15 protein-coding genes and 2 pseudogenes are annotated in these 15,444 nt (G+C 67.2%); 5 read left to right on the top strand and 12 right to left on the bottom strand.

From position 1 onward, the window contains the following. Nucleotides 1-56: 56 nt before the first annotated feature. Together AC069K_RS30265 and AC069K_RS30260 are read right to left on the bottom strand one after the other, a co-directional pair. Nucleotides 57-506 carry an SRPBCC family protein gene (locus AC069K_RS30265; protein WP_365112363.1) on the bottom strand — a complete coding sequence of 150 codons (450 nt, stop codon included), beginning with the start codon at nucleotides 504-506 and terminating at the stop codon, nucleotides 57-59. 1,286 nt (nucleotides 507-1,792) lie between these two features. Further along, nucleotides 1,793-1,999, bottom strand: a complete 207-nt coding sequence (locus AC069K_RS30260) for a hypothetical protein (RefSeq protein ID WP_478621644.1) — start codon at nucleotides 1,997-1,999, stop codon at nucleotides 1,793-1,795. A gap of 254 nt (nucleotides 2,000-2,253) precedes the next feature. On the opposite strand from AC069K_RS30260, the gene AC069K_RS30255 reads away from it, so the two are divergent. Continuing rightward, entirely contained in the window at nucleotides 2,254-2,736 is a 483-nt protein-coding gene (locus AC069K_RS30255; RefSeq protein ID WP_478621642.1) for a peptidase inhibitor family I36 protein, read from the top strand. Nucleotides 2,737-3,243: 507 nt separating this feature from the next. Here AC069K_RS30255 and AC069K_RS30250 read toward each other — a convergent pair. Continuing rightward, the gene (locus AC069K_RS30250; RefSeq protein ID WP_478621640.1) at nucleotides 3,244-3,804 is read right to left on the bottom strand and encodes a phenolic acid decarboxylase; all 561 of its coding nucleotides are present in this window, start codon (nucleotides 3,802-3,804) and stop codon (nucleotides 3,244-3,246) included. Nucleotides 3,805-3,892: 88 nt separating this feature from the next. Between AC069K_RS30250 and AC069K_RS30245 the strand changes: the two genes are divergently transcribed. Further along, on the top strand, nucleotides 3,893-4,327 hold the full coding sequence (locus AC069K_RS30245) for a MarR family winged helix-turn-helix transcriptional regulator (RefSeq protein ID WP_478621638.1): 435 nt from the start codon (nucleotides 3,893-3,895) through the stop codon (nucleotides 4,325-4,327). 582 nt (nucleotides 4,328-4,909) lie between these two features. Then, nucleotides 4,910-5,185 (top strand): hypothetical protein, encoded by a 276-nt coding sequence (locus AC069K_RS30240; RefSeq protein ID WP_478621637.1) that lies wholly within the window; start codon nucleotides 4,910-4,912, stop codon nucleotides 5,183-5,185. A gap of 275 nt (nucleotides 5,186-5,460) precedes the next feature. Here the strand turns inward: AC069K_RS30240 and AC069K_RS30235 are convergent, their stop codons facing one another. Continuing rightward, the gene (locus AC069K_RS30235) at nucleotides 5,461-5,871 is read right to left on the bottom strand and encodes a peptidase inhibitor family I36 protein (RefSeq protein ID WP_478621635.1); all 411 of its coding nucleotides are present in this window, start codon (nucleotides 5,869-5,871) and stop codon (nucleotides 5,461-5,463) included. A gap of 429 nt (nucleotides 5,872-6,300) precedes the next feature. Here AC069K_RS30235 and AC069K_RS30230 point away from each other — a divergent pair. Further along, nucleotides 6,301-7,038, top strand: a pseudogene (locus AC069K_RS30230) (transposase); the annotation flags it as partial. Nucleotides 7,039-7,393: 355 nt separating this feature from the next. On the opposite strand, the gene AC069K_RS30225 reads toward AC069K_RS30230, so the two are convergent. From AC069K_RS30225 to AC069K_RS30195, 7 genes are all read right to left on the bottom strand, one after another. Next, a complete protein-coding gene (locus AC069K_RS30225) occupies nucleotides 7,394-7,915 on the bottom strand; it encodes an RICIN domain-containing protein (protein ID WP_478621633.1) in 522 nt (173 codons plus the stop codon). Between the two features lie 150 nt (nucleotides 7,916-8,065). Continuing rightward, a complete protein-coding gene (locus AC069K_RS30220) occupies nucleotides 8,066-8,257 on the bottom strand; it encodes a hypothetical protein (RefSeq protein ID WP_365112358.1) in 192 nt (63 codons plus the stop codon). A 71-nt stretch (nucleotides 8,258-8,328) separates the two neighbouring features. Next, nucleotides 8,329-8,778 (bottom strand): hypothetical protein, encoded by a 450-nt coding sequence (locus tag AC069K_RS30215; RefSeq protein ID WP_478621631.1) that lies wholly within the window; start codon nucleotides 8,776-8,778, stop codon nucleotides 8,329-8,331. 528 nt (nucleotides 8,779-9,306) lie between these two features. After that, nucleotides 9,307-9,999, bottom strand: coding sequence for an ALF repeat-containing protein (locus tag AC069K_RS30210; RefSeq protein ID WP_478621630.1), 693 nt, complete (start codon nucleotides 9,997-9,999; stop codon nucleotides 9,307-9,309). A gap of 44 nt (nucleotides 10,000-10,043) precedes the next feature. Next, nucleotides 10,044-10,286 carry a hypothetical protein gene (locus AC069K_RS30205; protein WP_478621628.1) on the bottom strand — a complete coding sequence of 81 codons (243 nt, stop codon included), beginning with the start codon at nucleotides 10,284-10,286 and terminating at the stop codon, nucleotides 10,044-10,046. Nucleotides 10,287-11,133: 847 nt separating this feature from the next. Then, a complete protein-coding gene (locus AC069K_RS30200) occupies nucleotides 11,134-13,698 on the bottom strand; it encodes an nSTAND1 domain-containing NTPase (RefSeq protein ID WP_478621626.1) in 2,565 nt (854 codons plus the stop codon). A gap of 1 nt (nucleotide 13,699) precedes the next feature. Continuing rightward, nucleotides 13,700-14,011, bottom strand: coding sequence for a CU044_2847 family protein (locus AC069K_RS30195; protein ID WP_478621624.1), 312 nt, complete (start codon nucleotides 14,009-14,011; stop codon nucleotides 13,700-13,702). Between the two features lie 576 nt (nucleotides 14,012-14,587). On the opposite strand from AC069K_RS30195, the pseudogene AC069K_RS30190 reads away from it, so the two are divergent. Further along, a pseudogene (locus tag AC069K_RS30190) lies at nucleotides 14,588-15,148 on the top strand (transposase); the annotation flags it as partial. A 4-nt stretch (nucleotides 15,149-15,152) separates the two neighbouring features. On the opposite strand, the gene AC069K_RS30185 reads toward AC069K_RS30190, so the two are convergent. Beyond that, the gene (locus AC069K_RS30185) at nucleotides 15,153-15,443 is read right to left on the bottom strand and encodes a DUF6087 family protein (protein WP_478621622.1); all 291 of its coding nucleotides are present in this window, start codon (nucleotides 15,441-15,443) and stop codon (nucleotides 15,153-15,155) included. Nucleotide 15,444 lies beyond the last annotated feature (1 nt).

Here is a 15,444-nt window from a genome sequence, read left to right as displayed (position 1 = left end):
TGCGCTGCTGATGGGACAACGGGCCTGCAATTGGGCAGTGTCCGCTCAGCCGAGGCTCAGACCTGGCCGCGCCAGGAGCCGGTCTCAGTGCCTCGCTCTTCGATGAAGTGCTTGAACCGCTTCAGGTCGCCCTTGACCTGCCGGTCAACGAAGCCGAACTTGTCGCCGATACTCTCGGCCATCCCCTCCGGGTCGAAGTCCATGCGCAGGGTGACCTGCGTGTGTGCGGCGTCAATCGGGCGGAAGGTGACCAACCCGGACTGCTCGGTTTGCCCGCCCACGGTGACCCAGGCGACCTTGGCGTCCGGGACCTGCTCGGTGATCTCCGCGTCGAACTCCCGCTTCACACCCGCGATCTTCGTCACCCAGTGCGTCAGCGTGTCAGTACGCTGTTCAATGCGTTCGACCCCCTCCATAAACTCAGGGAACGACTCGAACTGGGTCCACTGGTTGTAAGCGGTGTGGACGGGGACATCGACCTCAATAGATTCTTCTACCTGCGACACAGGTGTCTTCCTTCCCTGGGGACCGGGCACGGCCGGAATGCCGACCATGACCACATGCCTTCCCGGACGGCGCGCCACCAGCGCCTCGCCCGCAGGGTTGCCACCCCTGCGTGGGACAGACACCTGGCACCCAGCCCCTTCGGAATGCGAATGCCGAGGACCATCCACGCGGCCCCGCGACCGCCCGAGGCCACGGGCGATAAGAGGACGCGTCGCCGTCGGTACGCTGCGCTGACCAGGCAAGAGAGCTCTAGGACAAGCGTGCCCTTGCGTGGCGGCGACCGTTGGCCCACGGACCGGTGCCGTCCGCGGCTCCGGTTGCGGCCCGGCGTCGGAGCCGCGCTCACTGCCAGGTGCAGAATCTCCACCCCGGGTGCCGCGGCCGCCGCGGTCGAGACGGGCCGTCAGGTGACGTGCGACGTTACGGCGCCACGCCGCCTGTTCGGCGGCGCTGATCCGCCGTAAGTGGTGACCTTTTACCCTCCTGTCATGCCGTGAGCATGTGATCCCTTACCGTCAGCCGGACCTCCTTCGCCGTCTGAGCTGTGCCTGACTACCACGTAGGCTTTTGCCATGACTGCGGCCGTAGAGGACCTGCTTGCACAAGTCCGGAGGACGCTCGCCCGTGCTGGCTTCGATGTGGCGTCAGCCGGCGCTGACAGCGGCACCGGTCTGCGCGTGCGGCGGGGAGCGGACGCCGTGAGGCTCCCTCGACGGCACCGGTGGCGATCGTCCAGCCGCCTGCGAGCGCGGTGTCGTAGCGGAGCCGGTCAAGGTCCCCGGCCAGATAGCGCAGCAGATATCGACCGTATGCCGCCTGGCACCGTCCGCACTGGCCCGGTTGGCCACAGCTCTCCTCTCCCTCGCGGCGCAATCGGCCTGGCCCGCGAGGAGGTGGTCAGCTGGGTGGCGACCAAGGCGGCTCGGGGGACTTCGCGGCGGGCGTCGGTCTGCGGGTCCCAGACGTATGCGTGCACTGGTTCATCCCCCGGCACAGTGGCCGGCGCTTGGACGCGACAGGGACGCTAGCGCAGCGCGGGGCGCTGCGGGAAAATGTCGTGCACTTTGCGGAGTGTCGGCCGCCCGGGCGGGGTCCGCAACGCCCACCAATATCTCCCGATCACCCCCGGGCACGGGCCAGCTGGCGCAGGTCGGAACGCGCCATCGGCACCGAGGGGGCCTTCACCCGGTAGGAGTGCCACCCCAGCCATACGGACAGACGCAGCAGACCACGGCTCGCAGGGGCGGTAATATCGCGGTGGCGGGATGCCACGAGTACACGCAGTTCAGGAACTTCCCCCGTCGGCCGTGTGCGAGCGCTCCGCGTGCAGAAGCGGCTCGTCCAGGTGGATCCGGTGCGGGATGGCAACCACCTCACCGCGCACGCCGGCCGGGAACGGCGACACGGGCCGGTCCCGCGTCCTCGGCAGGACCGGCTGGACCGGCTGGACCGCGCGCGCGTCGCTGGTAAGGGCCCGCAGGAACGCACTCACCAAGGGGTCGTCGGCCACCGCAGTGGCGAGACGCCATGCACGGCAGGGAGCACCTACACACCACCGGCACCCGGCGGGCGGTTGTACCGCCCGCCGGGGAGTAAACCCTCGCGGTATGCATAAGGCGGACTGCCACGCTGGTTCGAGGCGCGGTTGGCACCAGGGGTGGACGCCTCTCCCACGCCGTTGCCCCTCGCGTGGGGCACGCACGACAAGCTCCGCCTCACAACGGGAGGACACCTCACAGGAGGACTTTGCATAGGGCCGCAATCACTCTCGGCACCGCCGCCCTGCTCACCGGTGGGCTCACCGCCTTACCCGCCGAGGCCACCACCGCCACCGCCTCCGCGAGGGTCGACGCCTACATGAAGGCGGTACCCAACGGCACCAAGGTCAGCGGTAACGAGATCTCCCACGAGAACGGCAACGTCCGCGTTCTGATGCCCGCGACCGCCGCGTCCTGCCGCAACGGGTACTACTGCGTGTGGGAACACAATGACTTCCGCGGCGCCATGGCCCAGTGGAGCACCACCGCAGACCACTGTAAGAAGTTCAAATTCACCGCGTACTGGAGGAACAAAGTGTCCTCCTTCTGGGCTCGCGGCGGATGCCCGGACCGCAATTACTTCCTCAAGGCCGCCAAGGACTTCCAGTCCGACTGGTTCGAGCCGTTCGAGGGCCGCAAGTCCTACGTCCGCTACAACGACCAATACGACTACGCCGCCAGGGGGTTATAAGCAGCCCGGTCCGCCAACGGGATGGCGCAGGACCTCAAGTGGACGGAGGAAGGGAAACTCGCCTCCTCCACCCTCGCGGGCGCAGCCACCGGCTTCGTCCATGACACAACTGGCACCCGACTACTCCGGCGCGAGCCCACTGCCACCACGCTCTATCTGCCTGGCGGACAGGAACTCGTCCTTAATAAGACAGCCGGCAGCCTGTCGGGCACCCGCTACTACACAGCGCCCGGCTGTTCCGCAATCCACACCAGCAGCGACGGCAGGGCCTGCCTCCCCGGCTCGCTCAACGCATACGAGTACGCCAACAACGCCCCCGCCGTGTACGGGCCGGAGGTCCGGTTACGGATCGTGGCGACGGCCACCAGCACGCCGCCCCTTACGACGGCTGGTCGCACCGGCTGCTCGCCGCTCACCTGGCGGAGGGCCTCTCCGTCTCCAGTATCGGACGGATTCCTGCCGCGCTTCAGGTCAAACCGCGCAGGTCAGCGGCTGGCAGACCCGGCCCTAGTTGGTCTCGTCCGACCAGCCCACAGGGAGATCGGCCGGAGCGACGGCGATGACGTCCTCATTGTCCGCGCCGACGAACTCGTAACGGGTGATCTTCGCGAACTCCGGGACGACGTAGATCGGGTACGTCGGGCCCGCGTCGCGGAAGGCGCGCATCTCCTCCAGGTGGTCGTTCTGGAAGAGGACCGTGCGCTCGCCGTGCTCCTCGACCCAGTGCGGGAAGAAGATCACGCCGTGCAGGACACGCTCGCCGGGGATGACGTTGACGGCGACGGAGGTGCCGGTCGGCTCGTTCCAGGAAACCTTGTAGACGCCCGCGGTAAGCATGACCAGGTCCACTTCCTGGTCCTTGACCCAGCGGCCGCCGACCATGCCGGTGTGGATGCGGTAGTCGATGGTGTGGTCGTTCTTGACATACATCTCGTACTGCCAGCCGTTGGCGTAGGTGTAGATGAAGCGGTGGCCGACGATGCCCGAGAGGTCCTGTGGGGGGATCGGGGTTGCAACCGTGGTGGGGTACGCGGTCGCTTCGAGTGCGGCTTCGGCGATGGTGGTCATGGGATCTCTCCTTGCTGCGTCACTGACTCCTTGAGTTTGACACAAAACTATTTTGTGTCAAAACGAAACCTCCGGCAGAATGTCCACCATGGACACCGCCTCCGACCTCAGCCAGCTCCTCGGCCCCCTGCGCCGCGCCGTACTCCGCTCCACACGGGGCGCGGCCGACCTCCCCGACCTGCCCGAGGCCCAGATCGAGCTGTTGCGGGCCCTGGCCGCGGAAGGCTCCCTCGGCACCAAGGTGGTCGCGGACCGGCTGCGTATCGCGCCCTCGACCGTCAGCAACCTGGTCAAGACGATGGTGGCGTCCGGACTCGTCGAGCGGGCCGCCGACCGCGCGGACCAGCGGGCCGTAATCCTCACCCCGACCCCCGCGGCGCTCGACCTGCTCGACCGCTACGACCGTGCCAGCACCGCAGCCCTGGAAGGCGCGCTTGCCGCCCTTCCGGCCGCAGACAGGGCCGCACTGCGGGACGCGCTGCCCGTACTGCGGCGTCTCGTGCGGGAACTGGACAACAAATAGCCCCCAGCCGGAGTCAAAACCACCTGGGCAAGCCGGAGTTCCGGCGCCCGACGAACGACGTCCAGGCGGGTGCGACGAAAGGGATCGCCGCGCCGTGCGGATACTTGCCGTCACGGTTCGGGACAACCAGGTCCGGTCGGCGCGAGGACCAACGAGACCGCGATACTCCAGCCGGTTACGAGGGTGGCCGTGATTCGCCGAGCTGAACAGCACCCGCGCCGAGCAGCACGATGTGAGCCCGGCACACATCACGCCGCGGAGCGGTGTGCACCCGTACGCGCTCCTCAGGCACGTCGACGACCATCAGGATCAACCACCATGCCCGGTCAACGACGCAGTGGCCGTCCGCGGAACTTCCGCAGGCATCAGCACCCCGCTGCGCAACCTTCCCCCACAGCACCTGGCGTCCAGGACAGTGCTTCTTCATACGCCTCATCCTGAGGAAGCCAAGCTTCACCGAACCGGCCCCACCCCGCCGCGTTCAGCGGAAACCCCCGTCTCCCTTCGCGAGGGCGTCCACGTATGTCCCGTGGGTGCGGGGCCGCGCGGCGACAGCTGCGCGGCCCCGGTAGCTTCCACCCGGTGGAGATGACGATGTTCTGGGTGGGCCTCGCCATCGTGGCCGCCTTCGGGATGCTCTGCTTCTTCCTCTCGCGCCGGTTGACCTGCCGCCTGCGCTCCGTCACGAGCGGCATCGCCGTCGAAGGCTGTTGCATCCGTCGATACTCGTCAGAAGGGAGCGAAGGCAGCACCTCCTGCGACCATGTCCATACCTTCACCACCCTCGACGGGCAGTACATCGAGTTCGAGGAGGACGCTGCGCTCCTCCAACCGGGCGACACCGTCACCGCGCGGTAACGGCCCAACAACGCCGCACGGCCCGCCACGGTCATGGGCCGCGGCGGCACCTGGCCGCCCCCTATTCGGCCACCTCTTCTGTGTGCTCATCGCTGGGGCCTTCACGCTGCTGGGCGTCCTGTTCGCGTGCCTAAGTGTCGGCCGACAAGACAGCAAGTCGCCATGCTCGCCCCGGCGTTTCCTTGCCTGTCAGGGCGACGCCACGCGAGACGGACGAGTTCGCAGAGAGGACTCGCGCGGAGCTACGCCGCCTACGGCAGGCGCATGCCCTCACATCAGTCGTAGACGCAACTGCTGATACCGGCTGGCAGCTGGCGGTACGAGCTCACCCGGTTTCGCCAGGAGACGGGGAGGTTCACTTTGGCCCCGGCTGTGATGCGCACGTAGTTTCCACGGTAGTCCTTGTCCCAGTAGACGCAGATGTTCCGAGTGGAATTGTTCACCACGGAGTTGGCCCGGTCATTCCATCCATACTCCGTCAGGTTCTCGTTGTACTTGGGCTCGTTGGAGTCACTGTAGATGTCACCGCCGGCGTTGTCCCCATCCCACATGCACCAGGTGGCACGCGGACAGTCCGACCACGCGTCCGGTCCGGCGGGTGACTGCTGGACGGCCGCGGCAGCACCGCCTGACGCTAGGACAACGGTCAGTATGACGGTGCCAAGCGCTCCGGAAATCCTATTCATCCGACTGACGTCCTTCCGTGTGGCCCTACGTGCCGGGAAGCTGTCTGCACGCCCCTTGAGCAAGATGCCTTCCCCATAACGGGGTCGACACAGACTTCACCGAACATCCCTGCCACCGACACACGGCACCCAAGCCGCGAGATCAACCTCGCCGCTTTCCCTCACCCCGGCGGAAGCCGACCTCGTCGCAACCTGTGCTCGGCCCCACCGTCGGGTTCGAGGGTCGCTCCCCCGTCGCAGCGGACGCAAGGCCGCCTGGTGGCTCATGCCTCCCGTGGGGATGAGCCGTCCTTACCTAGAGTGAGCGTTTTCAGCGGGACCACTATTCGGGTGACGCCGGTCAGGTCGAGGCGAGGACCGCGACGCACAAACCTCCCGTGCCGTTGGTGGAGGCGTTCGAAGTCTTAACTTACCGGCGCAGAAGCCCTGTTGGTTCCCTATCCTGCCGCACTCGGCCTCCCGCATGCCCTCGTCGAGTGGGTCATGATGCTCATCGCCACCCGTGAGGGTGACTGCGGGTGCAAACTACCGCCGCACCGGCGGGCGCTCATCGTTCCGGTGTACCTGCACCGCCACGACATCCTCGCTCGGATCGCGGCCGGCTTCGGGATATCCGTCGGCGCCGCTCACGGGTACGGTACCGCCGTCACCGGCCTGCTCGCCGACCGCGCGCCGGGCCCGTTCAAGACTCTGCGCGAGCGTGATCCGGAGTTCCTCCTGCTGGACGGAACCCTCACCGAATGCGACCGCGTCGGCGACGGTCGGGCCGACTACTCAGCCAAGCACCGCTGGCACGGAATGAACGTCCAGGTCGTGACCGTCCCCGCGGGCGAGGTGCTGTGGATTTCTCCCGCGCTGCCGGGCCGCACTCACGACCGGACCGCGGCCCGCGTCCACCTCATCATCCGGATCTGCGAGCGTCGAGGCGCCCCGATCCTCGCCGACCGTGCCTACCAGGGCGCCGGCCCGTGGGTCACCACCGGCCTCAAGCGGCCACCGGGCGGCGAGCTCACCCTCAGCCAGCGCACCGTCAACCGGGCTCTGGCCGCAGCCCGGGCACGGGTCGAGCGCGGTATGGCACGGCTGAAGTCCTGGCAGATCTTCCGCAGAGCCCGGATCAGCCTGACCCGTATGACCCTCATCGCCAAAGCTGTCCTCACCCTGGAGATGCTGAAATACCTCACTGCCGATCTGCGAGTCCGGTGGGAGAGGCCGACACACCACACCGGCTCACGTCCGCGCGGGTCCGGCGCACGTTGCGGAACCTCCGCCAGCACACGGCCTGTTCCGCCAGAGCGCCAACAACGCACCGGCCCGCCCGGACGACCGCCGGTGCCTCGAACAGGCACCGGCACCCCGCTATGACGTGAGCGAACCGTCTACCGCGAGAAACCCTTACCACCCGACAACGGTTGAAACGTTGAGAAGCAAGCGCAGAACCCGCTGCCGCTCCGCAGGGCGTCGTCAGCTTCCCGGGTCCGGGGACGACTCGGCCCCAAAACCCGGTCGGCAGAGTCGTTCCTCAAGCAAGTTTGTGCACCCACCACTGCTGGTTGGGAGTTCCGTTCCTCGACCACATGATCAGCTGCGTGCCTGGCCTGTCCGACAGACCAGGAGGCTCGACGGTATCCCCAGCGAAGTTGACTTCGAGCGTCCGGCTCTCGCTGAACCACGCAAAGTACTGACTACTCGCTCCCGTGCAGTAATACACGATTACCGTTCCAGGATTGTGGCCGTTGTACGAGTCGAGGCACTGCCCGGAATAATTCTCCAATACCTGGGTGTGACCGATATACATCCAGCGCCACCATTGGCCGGGTTCGTTTTGGTTGCAGTTTTCCTGAGTCACCCAAGCGCCCGGACCGCCACCGGAACTGGCGTGCATGCACAGCCCGTTCCTGTAGTTCCCCAGCATGAACCAGCCTTCATCTGCTGATGCCGGCGTCGCTGTGCCCAAGTGCAGTCCGAGCGAGCCCAGCATTAGCGCGCCCACAGCCGCCATGCGGCCAAGAACCCTCGAAAACTTCTTTTGCAAGGAAATCATCCCCCATCGTTTTATGACGTCCCTGTGGCGCCAAAATGATCACGCGGAGAGTGCAAGATCACCGCTGGTGATCCATCCGCATATTGATGCCAACTGCCCTGTCTGCCGCAGCAGGCCATCCCCCGCCTCATGGTCGTGGGTGCCCTTGCGTCAGAGCTTCACCGCGCAGCGCAGCTTGCGCAGGACCGGAAGGATCAGGATGCCTCCGGCCTGCGCGTCGTCCGCCAGGCGCAGGCCGCAAGTGTTATCGCCGAGATCAATGTCTGCGCGCGCCGACAAGCGGCCTGTGGAAGCGGTCAGATGCCGCAGCGGGCACCGGCCGGAGTCAACGCGCTTACGCATTCCCCGCCCCGGGAGACTGCGGACACCGCATTGCGGGCATCTCCCTGCGCCAGCCCGATGTTCACAAGCCCCTAGTTGTCGTCGAACGGGTTGTCCATCACTTCAGAGGACTGGCAGAAGGCGATGTCACCGGTGCTCGCCTTGATCTTGCAGACCTCGATGTAGGCGTTGTTGATGTAGCCGCCCGGTTCGGCGTACGTGGTCCACGTCGCCGTGTCCTGGCCCGACGGGATGGTTCGCATCCGCCACACGATGTGGCCGTTCTGGCCGTTGGTGATCAGACGGGCGCCGATGGCGTACCCGTCGACCCTGTCGTCCTCGATGCTGATCGTGACCGGGTCCAGGCGGTAAGGCTGGAGCCGCCACCCGATGCTCACGCTGCCCGCGAAGGTGTGGTCCGACCCGCTCACGGAGGCCGAGGTGGTCGGCGGGGCCGCGGCGGCGGGCGTGGCAGCGGCCGGGACGATCACGGCGGCCAGGGCCACGGCGGCAGAGGCGGCAACAGTGTGCTTGAAACGCAAGGGTCCCCCAGAGAACAGCCTCAGTCGAACTGAGGCGCGAGATGATCACTTTACTGACAGCTGGCCGAATCCTGACGCCCGCAACTGGGCTGCGCCCGGGACGGTTTCACCCGTCTGCAATGTCATGCACTGGTCATACGTATCGCGCTTTCAGGCAGCCGCGGCCCTGGCCGCCCCGGACGGCGGCATCTTGATCCGATTGACATGCCCTTCGACCGCACCTGAACTCCAGAACAGAATGAGTCCGGCGGTGACGGCGTCGAGGTCGCGGTCGATGTGGCGGAGCTGGTAAGCCCGGTGGACCACTACGCCCGGCAGCGGTCCAGACCGTCCGGGCAAGGACGCCGTCGGCGATACCCAGCCTGCGGCAGCCCTGGAACCGCGGTGGGTTCGCCAACAGCCTCCTCCAGCGCCTCCCCGTCCTGTAACGGGAGGAGAGCTGACGCAGCGTCGCGATGCGACGTGGGGCGCTGACGTTGGGGAGGGCGAAGGCCGCCTGCCGTAGCGCTGTGGCAGGCGGCCGGTCGGTCAGACGTGGTAGCGGCCGACCTCCAGGAAGTACCGCATCTCCTCCGCAGTGCCCTCCAATGCCTTCTGCGCCGCCACGCGCAGCGCATTGCTACTGGACGGGTCGGCGAGGATCCTAAAGATCGCCACGCGGTCGTCCTCCGCCTGGGCGAGCCGCAGACCCGTCTGCAGGAAGTACGCGCGGTCCGCGGCGGTACCTTCGAGCGCCTTCGAAGCCTCGCGCTTCACGGCCTTGCCCGAGGTGGACTGCCCGAGGATAGTAAAGATCGCGACCCTGTTGTCCTCGTCCTGTGCGATCGCGCGTCCGGTCTTCAAGAAGTTCCGCAGGTCCTCGACGGTGCCGTCGAGCGCCTTCCGCGCCTCGCGCTCGACGCCCCTGCCGGTCGCGGGGTCCGCAAGGATGCGCAGGACCGTGATCCGCAGGTCGTCCTCCGACATCGTGTCGTACGGCGAGCCGGCATCGGTGGCCACGACCGCGGCGACGCCGGATGACGAGGACGAACCGGTGGCGGCGAGAACCGGAGTGGACAGCAGTAGGGCAGGCGCCAGCGCGCCGGTAGCCACAACGAGTGCCGCACGGCACAGCTTCATGAATCCCCCATAGGTTGAGTAGTTGCCGAACATGTGCCCGGCCCACAGAGCGGTCCGGACGGTCAAGTCCCCATCGCCCGAACGCCCCTTCATGATGATCATGACATAAGCGGGCGCTAAGGTTCATTGCCGGATCGCAGCAAACTTCATCCACTTTTGCTGCTGATCTGACGATCATGTTGTGGGCGACGGATCCGCGTGACATCCGGCGCGGTGGTCGACCCCGAATGCGCCCGTACCAGCAACCGCACGGTGACCCGAAAGGCAGCCGATGATGTCGCGGTCACCTCGCGCGCACCGCTCGGCAGCACCTTGCGGCCCTGCCCGCCAAAGGTCCAGCGCCAACGCTGATCGGACGCATTCTGATCGCCGTACTCTGCGGCACCCACGCGCCAAGGCCGCCGCCGGCACTCGCATGCACCACTGGGCTGACGCGTGATTGAGCGTCCGGAAGCATTCGCTCGATGCCGAAGCCGGCGGTCCCCAGCGACGCGCCGGGCAGCTGGTCGGCCTGCGCGGTGGTCATGCTGGGCGCAGCGAATCCGAGTAGGGCGGCGGTCGTGGCAGCGATGCCGGTAGCGGTCGAGTGCGCATAGAAGCAGCCTCCTTTCTCCCAACAGACAGGTCCACAGGATGAGCACGGCGTCATTGACGCGGTCGCCGTGGGTAACGCCCCCTAAATTTAGGCTCGTTCACTCAGCTGGGATGTGCGAGGCGCGCAGAGTTTCTCGACACTCCACGCAAGGACCCTTCCAGAGCGGGGTGGGCTGCCCCGAGGGATCGTCTGGGCCAGGCCTGGCCGTGCGCGGCAGGGCGAAGGGGGTGACACCGCCGCCTTGCGACGGGGCAAGGAGGAGGGGTTCTCACGCCGGCAGTGCAGATACATGTAGCCCGACGCCGCGCCCTCCCCATGGGTTACCTCATCACCGCCCTTTTCGTCCCCTCATGGAGCAGCCAGGTAGTATTGCTGACCTGCGCAGGATGATTCCTGCTGCGACCCTCCTGAACCTCTGCGTCCCGGATGTGTACCGCATCAACCGCCTGACACCAGACGATCAGCCGACAGCCGCCCACGGTCATCACACGGTAGAGCAGACGTAGCAGCCGTCACGACGACGCCGGACTCACATCACCCGAAACGCGAACTGTCCGCTGCGCGGCGTTCCGCCATTGCTGCTGCGCCGGGACCGTTGTTGAGGCGGTCGTCGATGAGGCCCGCTCGACGGGCCCGGCCTTTCACCCACCAAGCGCAAGCCACGGCTTGGGGAACAGCGCCCAGTGGCCGTTGACGAAGACCAGACCGTCGAAAGCCATCCCGTACGGCTCACCGGGCTCCGTGTACTTCCAGCGGTAGATGACCAGCCCGGAGTTGAAGGCGTCCTTGAGTCTTGCGTAACCGCCCGGGAAGTACGACAGGGCGGGCGCCGTGCCGACGTGGATTTCCTCCGTGGTGGCCTTCCACATCTGCAGGACCGTCTGCTGGGGTTTGGCCCAGGGCCCGGTCGGCCAGGGCCTCGCCTGGTAGTACCGCTCGGCCTGTTCCGCGACGCCCGGCCGGAAGACGGCCTCGTAGTCTTCGCGTCTGGGCCGCAGTGCTTCCACCAGGGCCGGGTCGGCCCCCGTAGCGGCCTTTGTCACCAGGGTCCTGGCGCCTGTGTCGGTCGCGGGATAGGTGCTCGCCGACGCAACAGGGCTCCCCGACTGCCCCGCGCCACCGTCGGCACCCACGCGGATCACTCCCGTGGCCGCGAGAGCGGCGACGCACACGGCGGACACCGCCACAGCCACGACCTGAGCGCGACGCCAGTGCCGACGGCGTTCGCTGCGACGCAGGAAGTCCTCCGCAGACGCGGGCAGTCCGAACTCCGCGCGCCAACGCTGCCCGAGCTCCAGGTCGGTTCCCTGCAGGAGGTCGGCCCCTTTCCCGGAGCCCTGCCACCTGGCGGCCCGCTCCAGCGCGTGATCCAGCCACACGTCGAACTCGGCGTACGCGGCTGCCCACCGGCGCAGCTCCGGCCATTTGTCGATGAGGAGGTCGTGAACGAGCTCGGCCATGGGCGGACCCGTCCCACCGGTTTCGTCCGACGAGCGGACGGTGATGATCCGCTCGCGGGTCAGGACCGTCAGTACCCGGTCCACCGCCGCCTCGTCGACACCCGGGCCGCAGGCCAGCGTGCGAAGCGCTGCCACACTGCGCTGTCTGCGCGTATCCAGGCTCTTTCCGCTCTGGTCATGGCGCACCAAGAGGGCAAGGACGCGTTGGGCCACCGGTTTGTGCCGCTCGTCCAACTGGCCCAGGACAGCATCCTGCCACTGGGCCAAGCTGCCACCGAACCTGCCGACCTTCGCATAGGCGTCACACGTCAGAAGGTTGTCGGCGCGGTTCTCCCACACCAGAGTCAAGGTCTTCTCCAGCAACGGCAGTACGGTGGCGCGGACCTCGTCGGGGTCCGTGTCGTACCGGCCACCGGCCAGGACCTCCGAGAGGATCGTCTGCGGCAGCCCCTCCTCGAAGCGCAGTGCGGCGTCCGCCGCGGGTTTGGTGATGATGTCGTACAACTCTGCCGACGTCAGTGTCGGTGGCAGGTCGACGACGGGCTTCACGGCCTGGAGCAGTCTCGGCGCCCGATCGGCCAGACTCGGGTAGAAGTCGTTCCGCATGACGAGCAGTACGGTCACGGCGACACAGGACTGAACGACCTCGGTGAGCTGGCGCAGTACGACGAGGTCATCGTCCGGCACAGCTGAGCCGTGGCCCGGTCCCGGGGTGGTGAGCAACTCCTCGAACTGGTCGATCACGAGTAGCAGGCGATCGGTGCCGCTGGACTCCGTGAGAAACCTCTCGGCCGACGCCAGGATCCCTCCACCGACGGCTCCCGGAAGCCCCGCGAGCTCCAGATTTGCCAGGAGACCGCGTGCGGGGCGAGCGACCACCGACCGCCAACGCGACGGGAGTTCGGGCAGCACGCCCGCCTGGACCAGGGAGGACTTGCCGGATCCGGAAGGGCCTTGCAGCAACACCCCGTGCCGCCCGCCCACCAGGTGACGCAGCAGTTGCTCCTTCGCACGGTCACGCCCGTGAAACCATCTGGCTCTCTCATACGTGAACGCTCGGAAGTCCTGGTACGGGCAGACATCCAGTGGTTTCAGCGCAGGCCAGACCTCGCGCAGGATCTCGCCGGGCGTCGCGTAAGCGGTGTTCAGGCCCCGTTGGTGGGGATCGGCCCCCGGCAGGGACGTCACCATCCCGATCACTAGACCGGTCTGGGTGTCCACGACCGGTGCGCCGCTGAATCCGCGCGCCACGGTGTTCGCATCGTGCAGTTGAAGCACCCAGTGGTCCAGGACGCGCAGCGGACCGCCCGCCGTCGCCGTTCCCTCGTGACCGCCGTCAAAGGTCGAACGGGGAAACCCGAACGACCACGCGGGCCGGCCCTTCGCTCCGCGAGCGAGCCCCACCAGCAGTTCCGGCACCGAAGACGGGGCCCGGTCGAGCTGGATGACAGCCGTGTCCTCACGTTCCGGCCGACGCCACGGCTCGGTGAGCACCCTTCCCCGGGCCTTCGGAGCCCCCGACGCCTGAGGGAAACGCACCTCCACCTCGTCACCAGGGCCATGGCCCGCGTCGCACACCACATGGGCGCAGGTGACCACCACCCCGCCCGGCACGAGGAAACCCGCCCCGGCCGCCACGCCCGCGCCGGTGAGGATCTGTGCCACCGCGCCGGCCGGACCGCCGAGTTCACAGGGTTTCGCCGCGACGGGGTCCCCATCCGCCGACGACGTGACCAGGGACTCCATGTCAGTTCGCGCTCTCACCGCCGTCAGCGGCACCGGTAGCGTCAGCGGCGGCGTTCCAGGTCACGGTGACCTTCAGATGACAGGCCGTCTCGCTCTTCGCGATCACCGCCCCCGCTTGCGCCGCCAGGTCGACGCCGAACTCCACCTCCACCCCGTCGGGCCGCACCCGCCGGAACTCGTCCAGCACCGCCCGCGCCATGCCCGCGACGGGCGCGATGACGCTCTCCAGGCTCTGCGGCAGATCACGTATGGCCTCCGAGACCCGCCCGGCCGCGACGGGCCCGGCCGATGCCTCCACGGGATCCGCCTGCACAAGGACCGATCCACCGCCATCCAGAGGCATACGCACAACCGGCCTCGCTGCCATCAGCGTCCCCCGCCCGTCGACTCCCCCCGCCGTCCCCAAGAGACAGGGGCGAACACTCACCGTAATGCCTCACGTACCGCCCCGTGGCCGGATTCCCATGAAGTCTCGATATGCCTCAGAAACCACCTGTATCGGCTGTCCCAGCTCTTCGGACTGCAGCGCCTTTTTGGTACATGGTGATCCGTTTCGCCCTTTTCGGACAGCCTGAGATAGGTTCCGGCATTTGCTACGAGCGTTTGGCAGTACTTGAGGCTGCCCCAGCGCTCGGCCAGTCCACGCGATGCGCCGCGCTGAGAGAGGGCGAGGCCGCAGCCGAGGTGGTGCAAATGACCCAGAACGTCAACCGTACCGTCAGGCCGAGTTCGTGACTGGGGAGCGGACGCAGTCCTGGCTTGGGGCGTAGCGGTTCGTAGGTGTCTCCCGGTTTGGTCTTGCCCCTCCCTCCGGCCCCTTCTGGAACGTCTCGTAGCGCTCACGTTCCTTGTCGGCGGCGGCTTCCTCGACCTTGCCCACCAGTTCCCGATGCTGGTCGACCGTGCCCGCAATGACGGGTTAGAGCTGCCCGGGGCGGTTGGGCTGCTGCAGCAGCTGACCAAGCGGGTGCTGGAGTCCGCTCTGAAGGGTGAGATCACCGATCACGTCGGCTACCACAAGCACGAGCAACAGCGGCAATTCCCACAACGGCACCCGGACCAAGACCGTGCTGATAGACGTCGGCCCGGTCGAGGTGAAGGTGCCGCGGGATGTGGCCGGCACGTTCGAGCCTCAGATCGTGAAGAAGCGGCAGCGGCGTCTGGCCAGCGTGGACGAGATCGTGTTGTCACTGTCCGCGAAGGACCCGACCCACGGGGAGGTATCGGCTCATCTGGCAGAGGTGTACAGGGCGGAGGGGGCCAGGAAGACCATCACCACGATCAAGGACAAGGTGATGGAGGCATGGCCGAACGGCAGTCACGTCCGCTGGATCATATCTATCCGGGCGCCCTCGTGGACGCCATCAACGTGAAGATCCGCGACGGCCAGGTCGCGAACCGGACGATCTATCTTGCGATCGCCGTCACCGTCGAGGGAACCCGCGACGTGGGGTCTACGGATCGCCAGGGGTCTTGTTCGGGCCTTCGTTCACCCACTTCTGCGCAGCAGCCAGGTCTGCGGCGGTGCCGGCGATCTCGTACTCGAAGCCGGTCCACGCGAGCAGGGCCCTGGGCGCGTCGGGCTTCACGTGGCTGCCGCCGCCGTACAGCGGGCGGTGCTTGCGCCAGATATCCAGGGGCGGGCGCCGTCGGCGGTGGTAGGCGGCGAGTGGATCGTCCGGGTCGATGCGTGGGTCGGCGCGGGATGGCTGGTCCGAAGGGCCGGGACGGGAGTGCTTGCCCATC

The sequence above is a fragment of the Streptomyces sp. NPDC043908 genome, assembly GCF_056435525.1.
The sequence above is the reverse complement of the archived record's forward strand: the minus strand, read 5'-3'. Positions and strand labels throughout refer to the sequence as shown.

Coding starts and splice junctions, on each gene's coding strand:
- AC069K_RS30250 (WP_478621640.1), bottom strand. CDS start 3,804: ATGACCACCATCGCCGAAGCCGCACTCGAAGCGACCGCGTACCCCACC.
- AC069K_RS30245 (WP_478621638.1), top strand. CDS start 3,893: ATGGACACCGCCTCCGACCTCAGCCAGCTCCTCGGCCCCCTGCGCCGC.
- AC069K_RS30235 (WP_478621635.1), bottom strand. CDS start 5,871: ATGAATAGGATTTCCGGAGCGCTTGGCACCGTCATACTGACCGTTGTC.
- AC069K_RS30225 (WP_478621633.1), bottom strand. CDS start 7,915: ATGATTTCCTTGCAAAAGAAGTTTTCGAGGGTTCTTGGCCGCATGGCG.
- AC069K_RS30220 (WP_365112358.1), bottom strand. CDS start 8,257: ATGCGTAAGCGCGTTGACTCCGGCCGGTGCCCGCTGCGGCATCTGACC.
- AC069K_RS30210 (WP_478621630.1), bottom strand. CDS start 9,999: ATGATCATCATGAAGGGGCGTTCGGGCGATGGGGACTTGACCGTCCGG.
- AC069K_RS30200 (WP_478621626.1), bottom strand. CDS start 13,698: ATGGAGTCCCTGGTCACGTCGTCGGCGGATGGGGACCCCGTCGCGGCG.
- AC069K_RS30185 (WP_478621622.1), bottom strand. CDS start 15,443: ATGGGCAAGCACTCCCGTCCCGGCCCTTCGGACCAGCCATCCCGCGCC.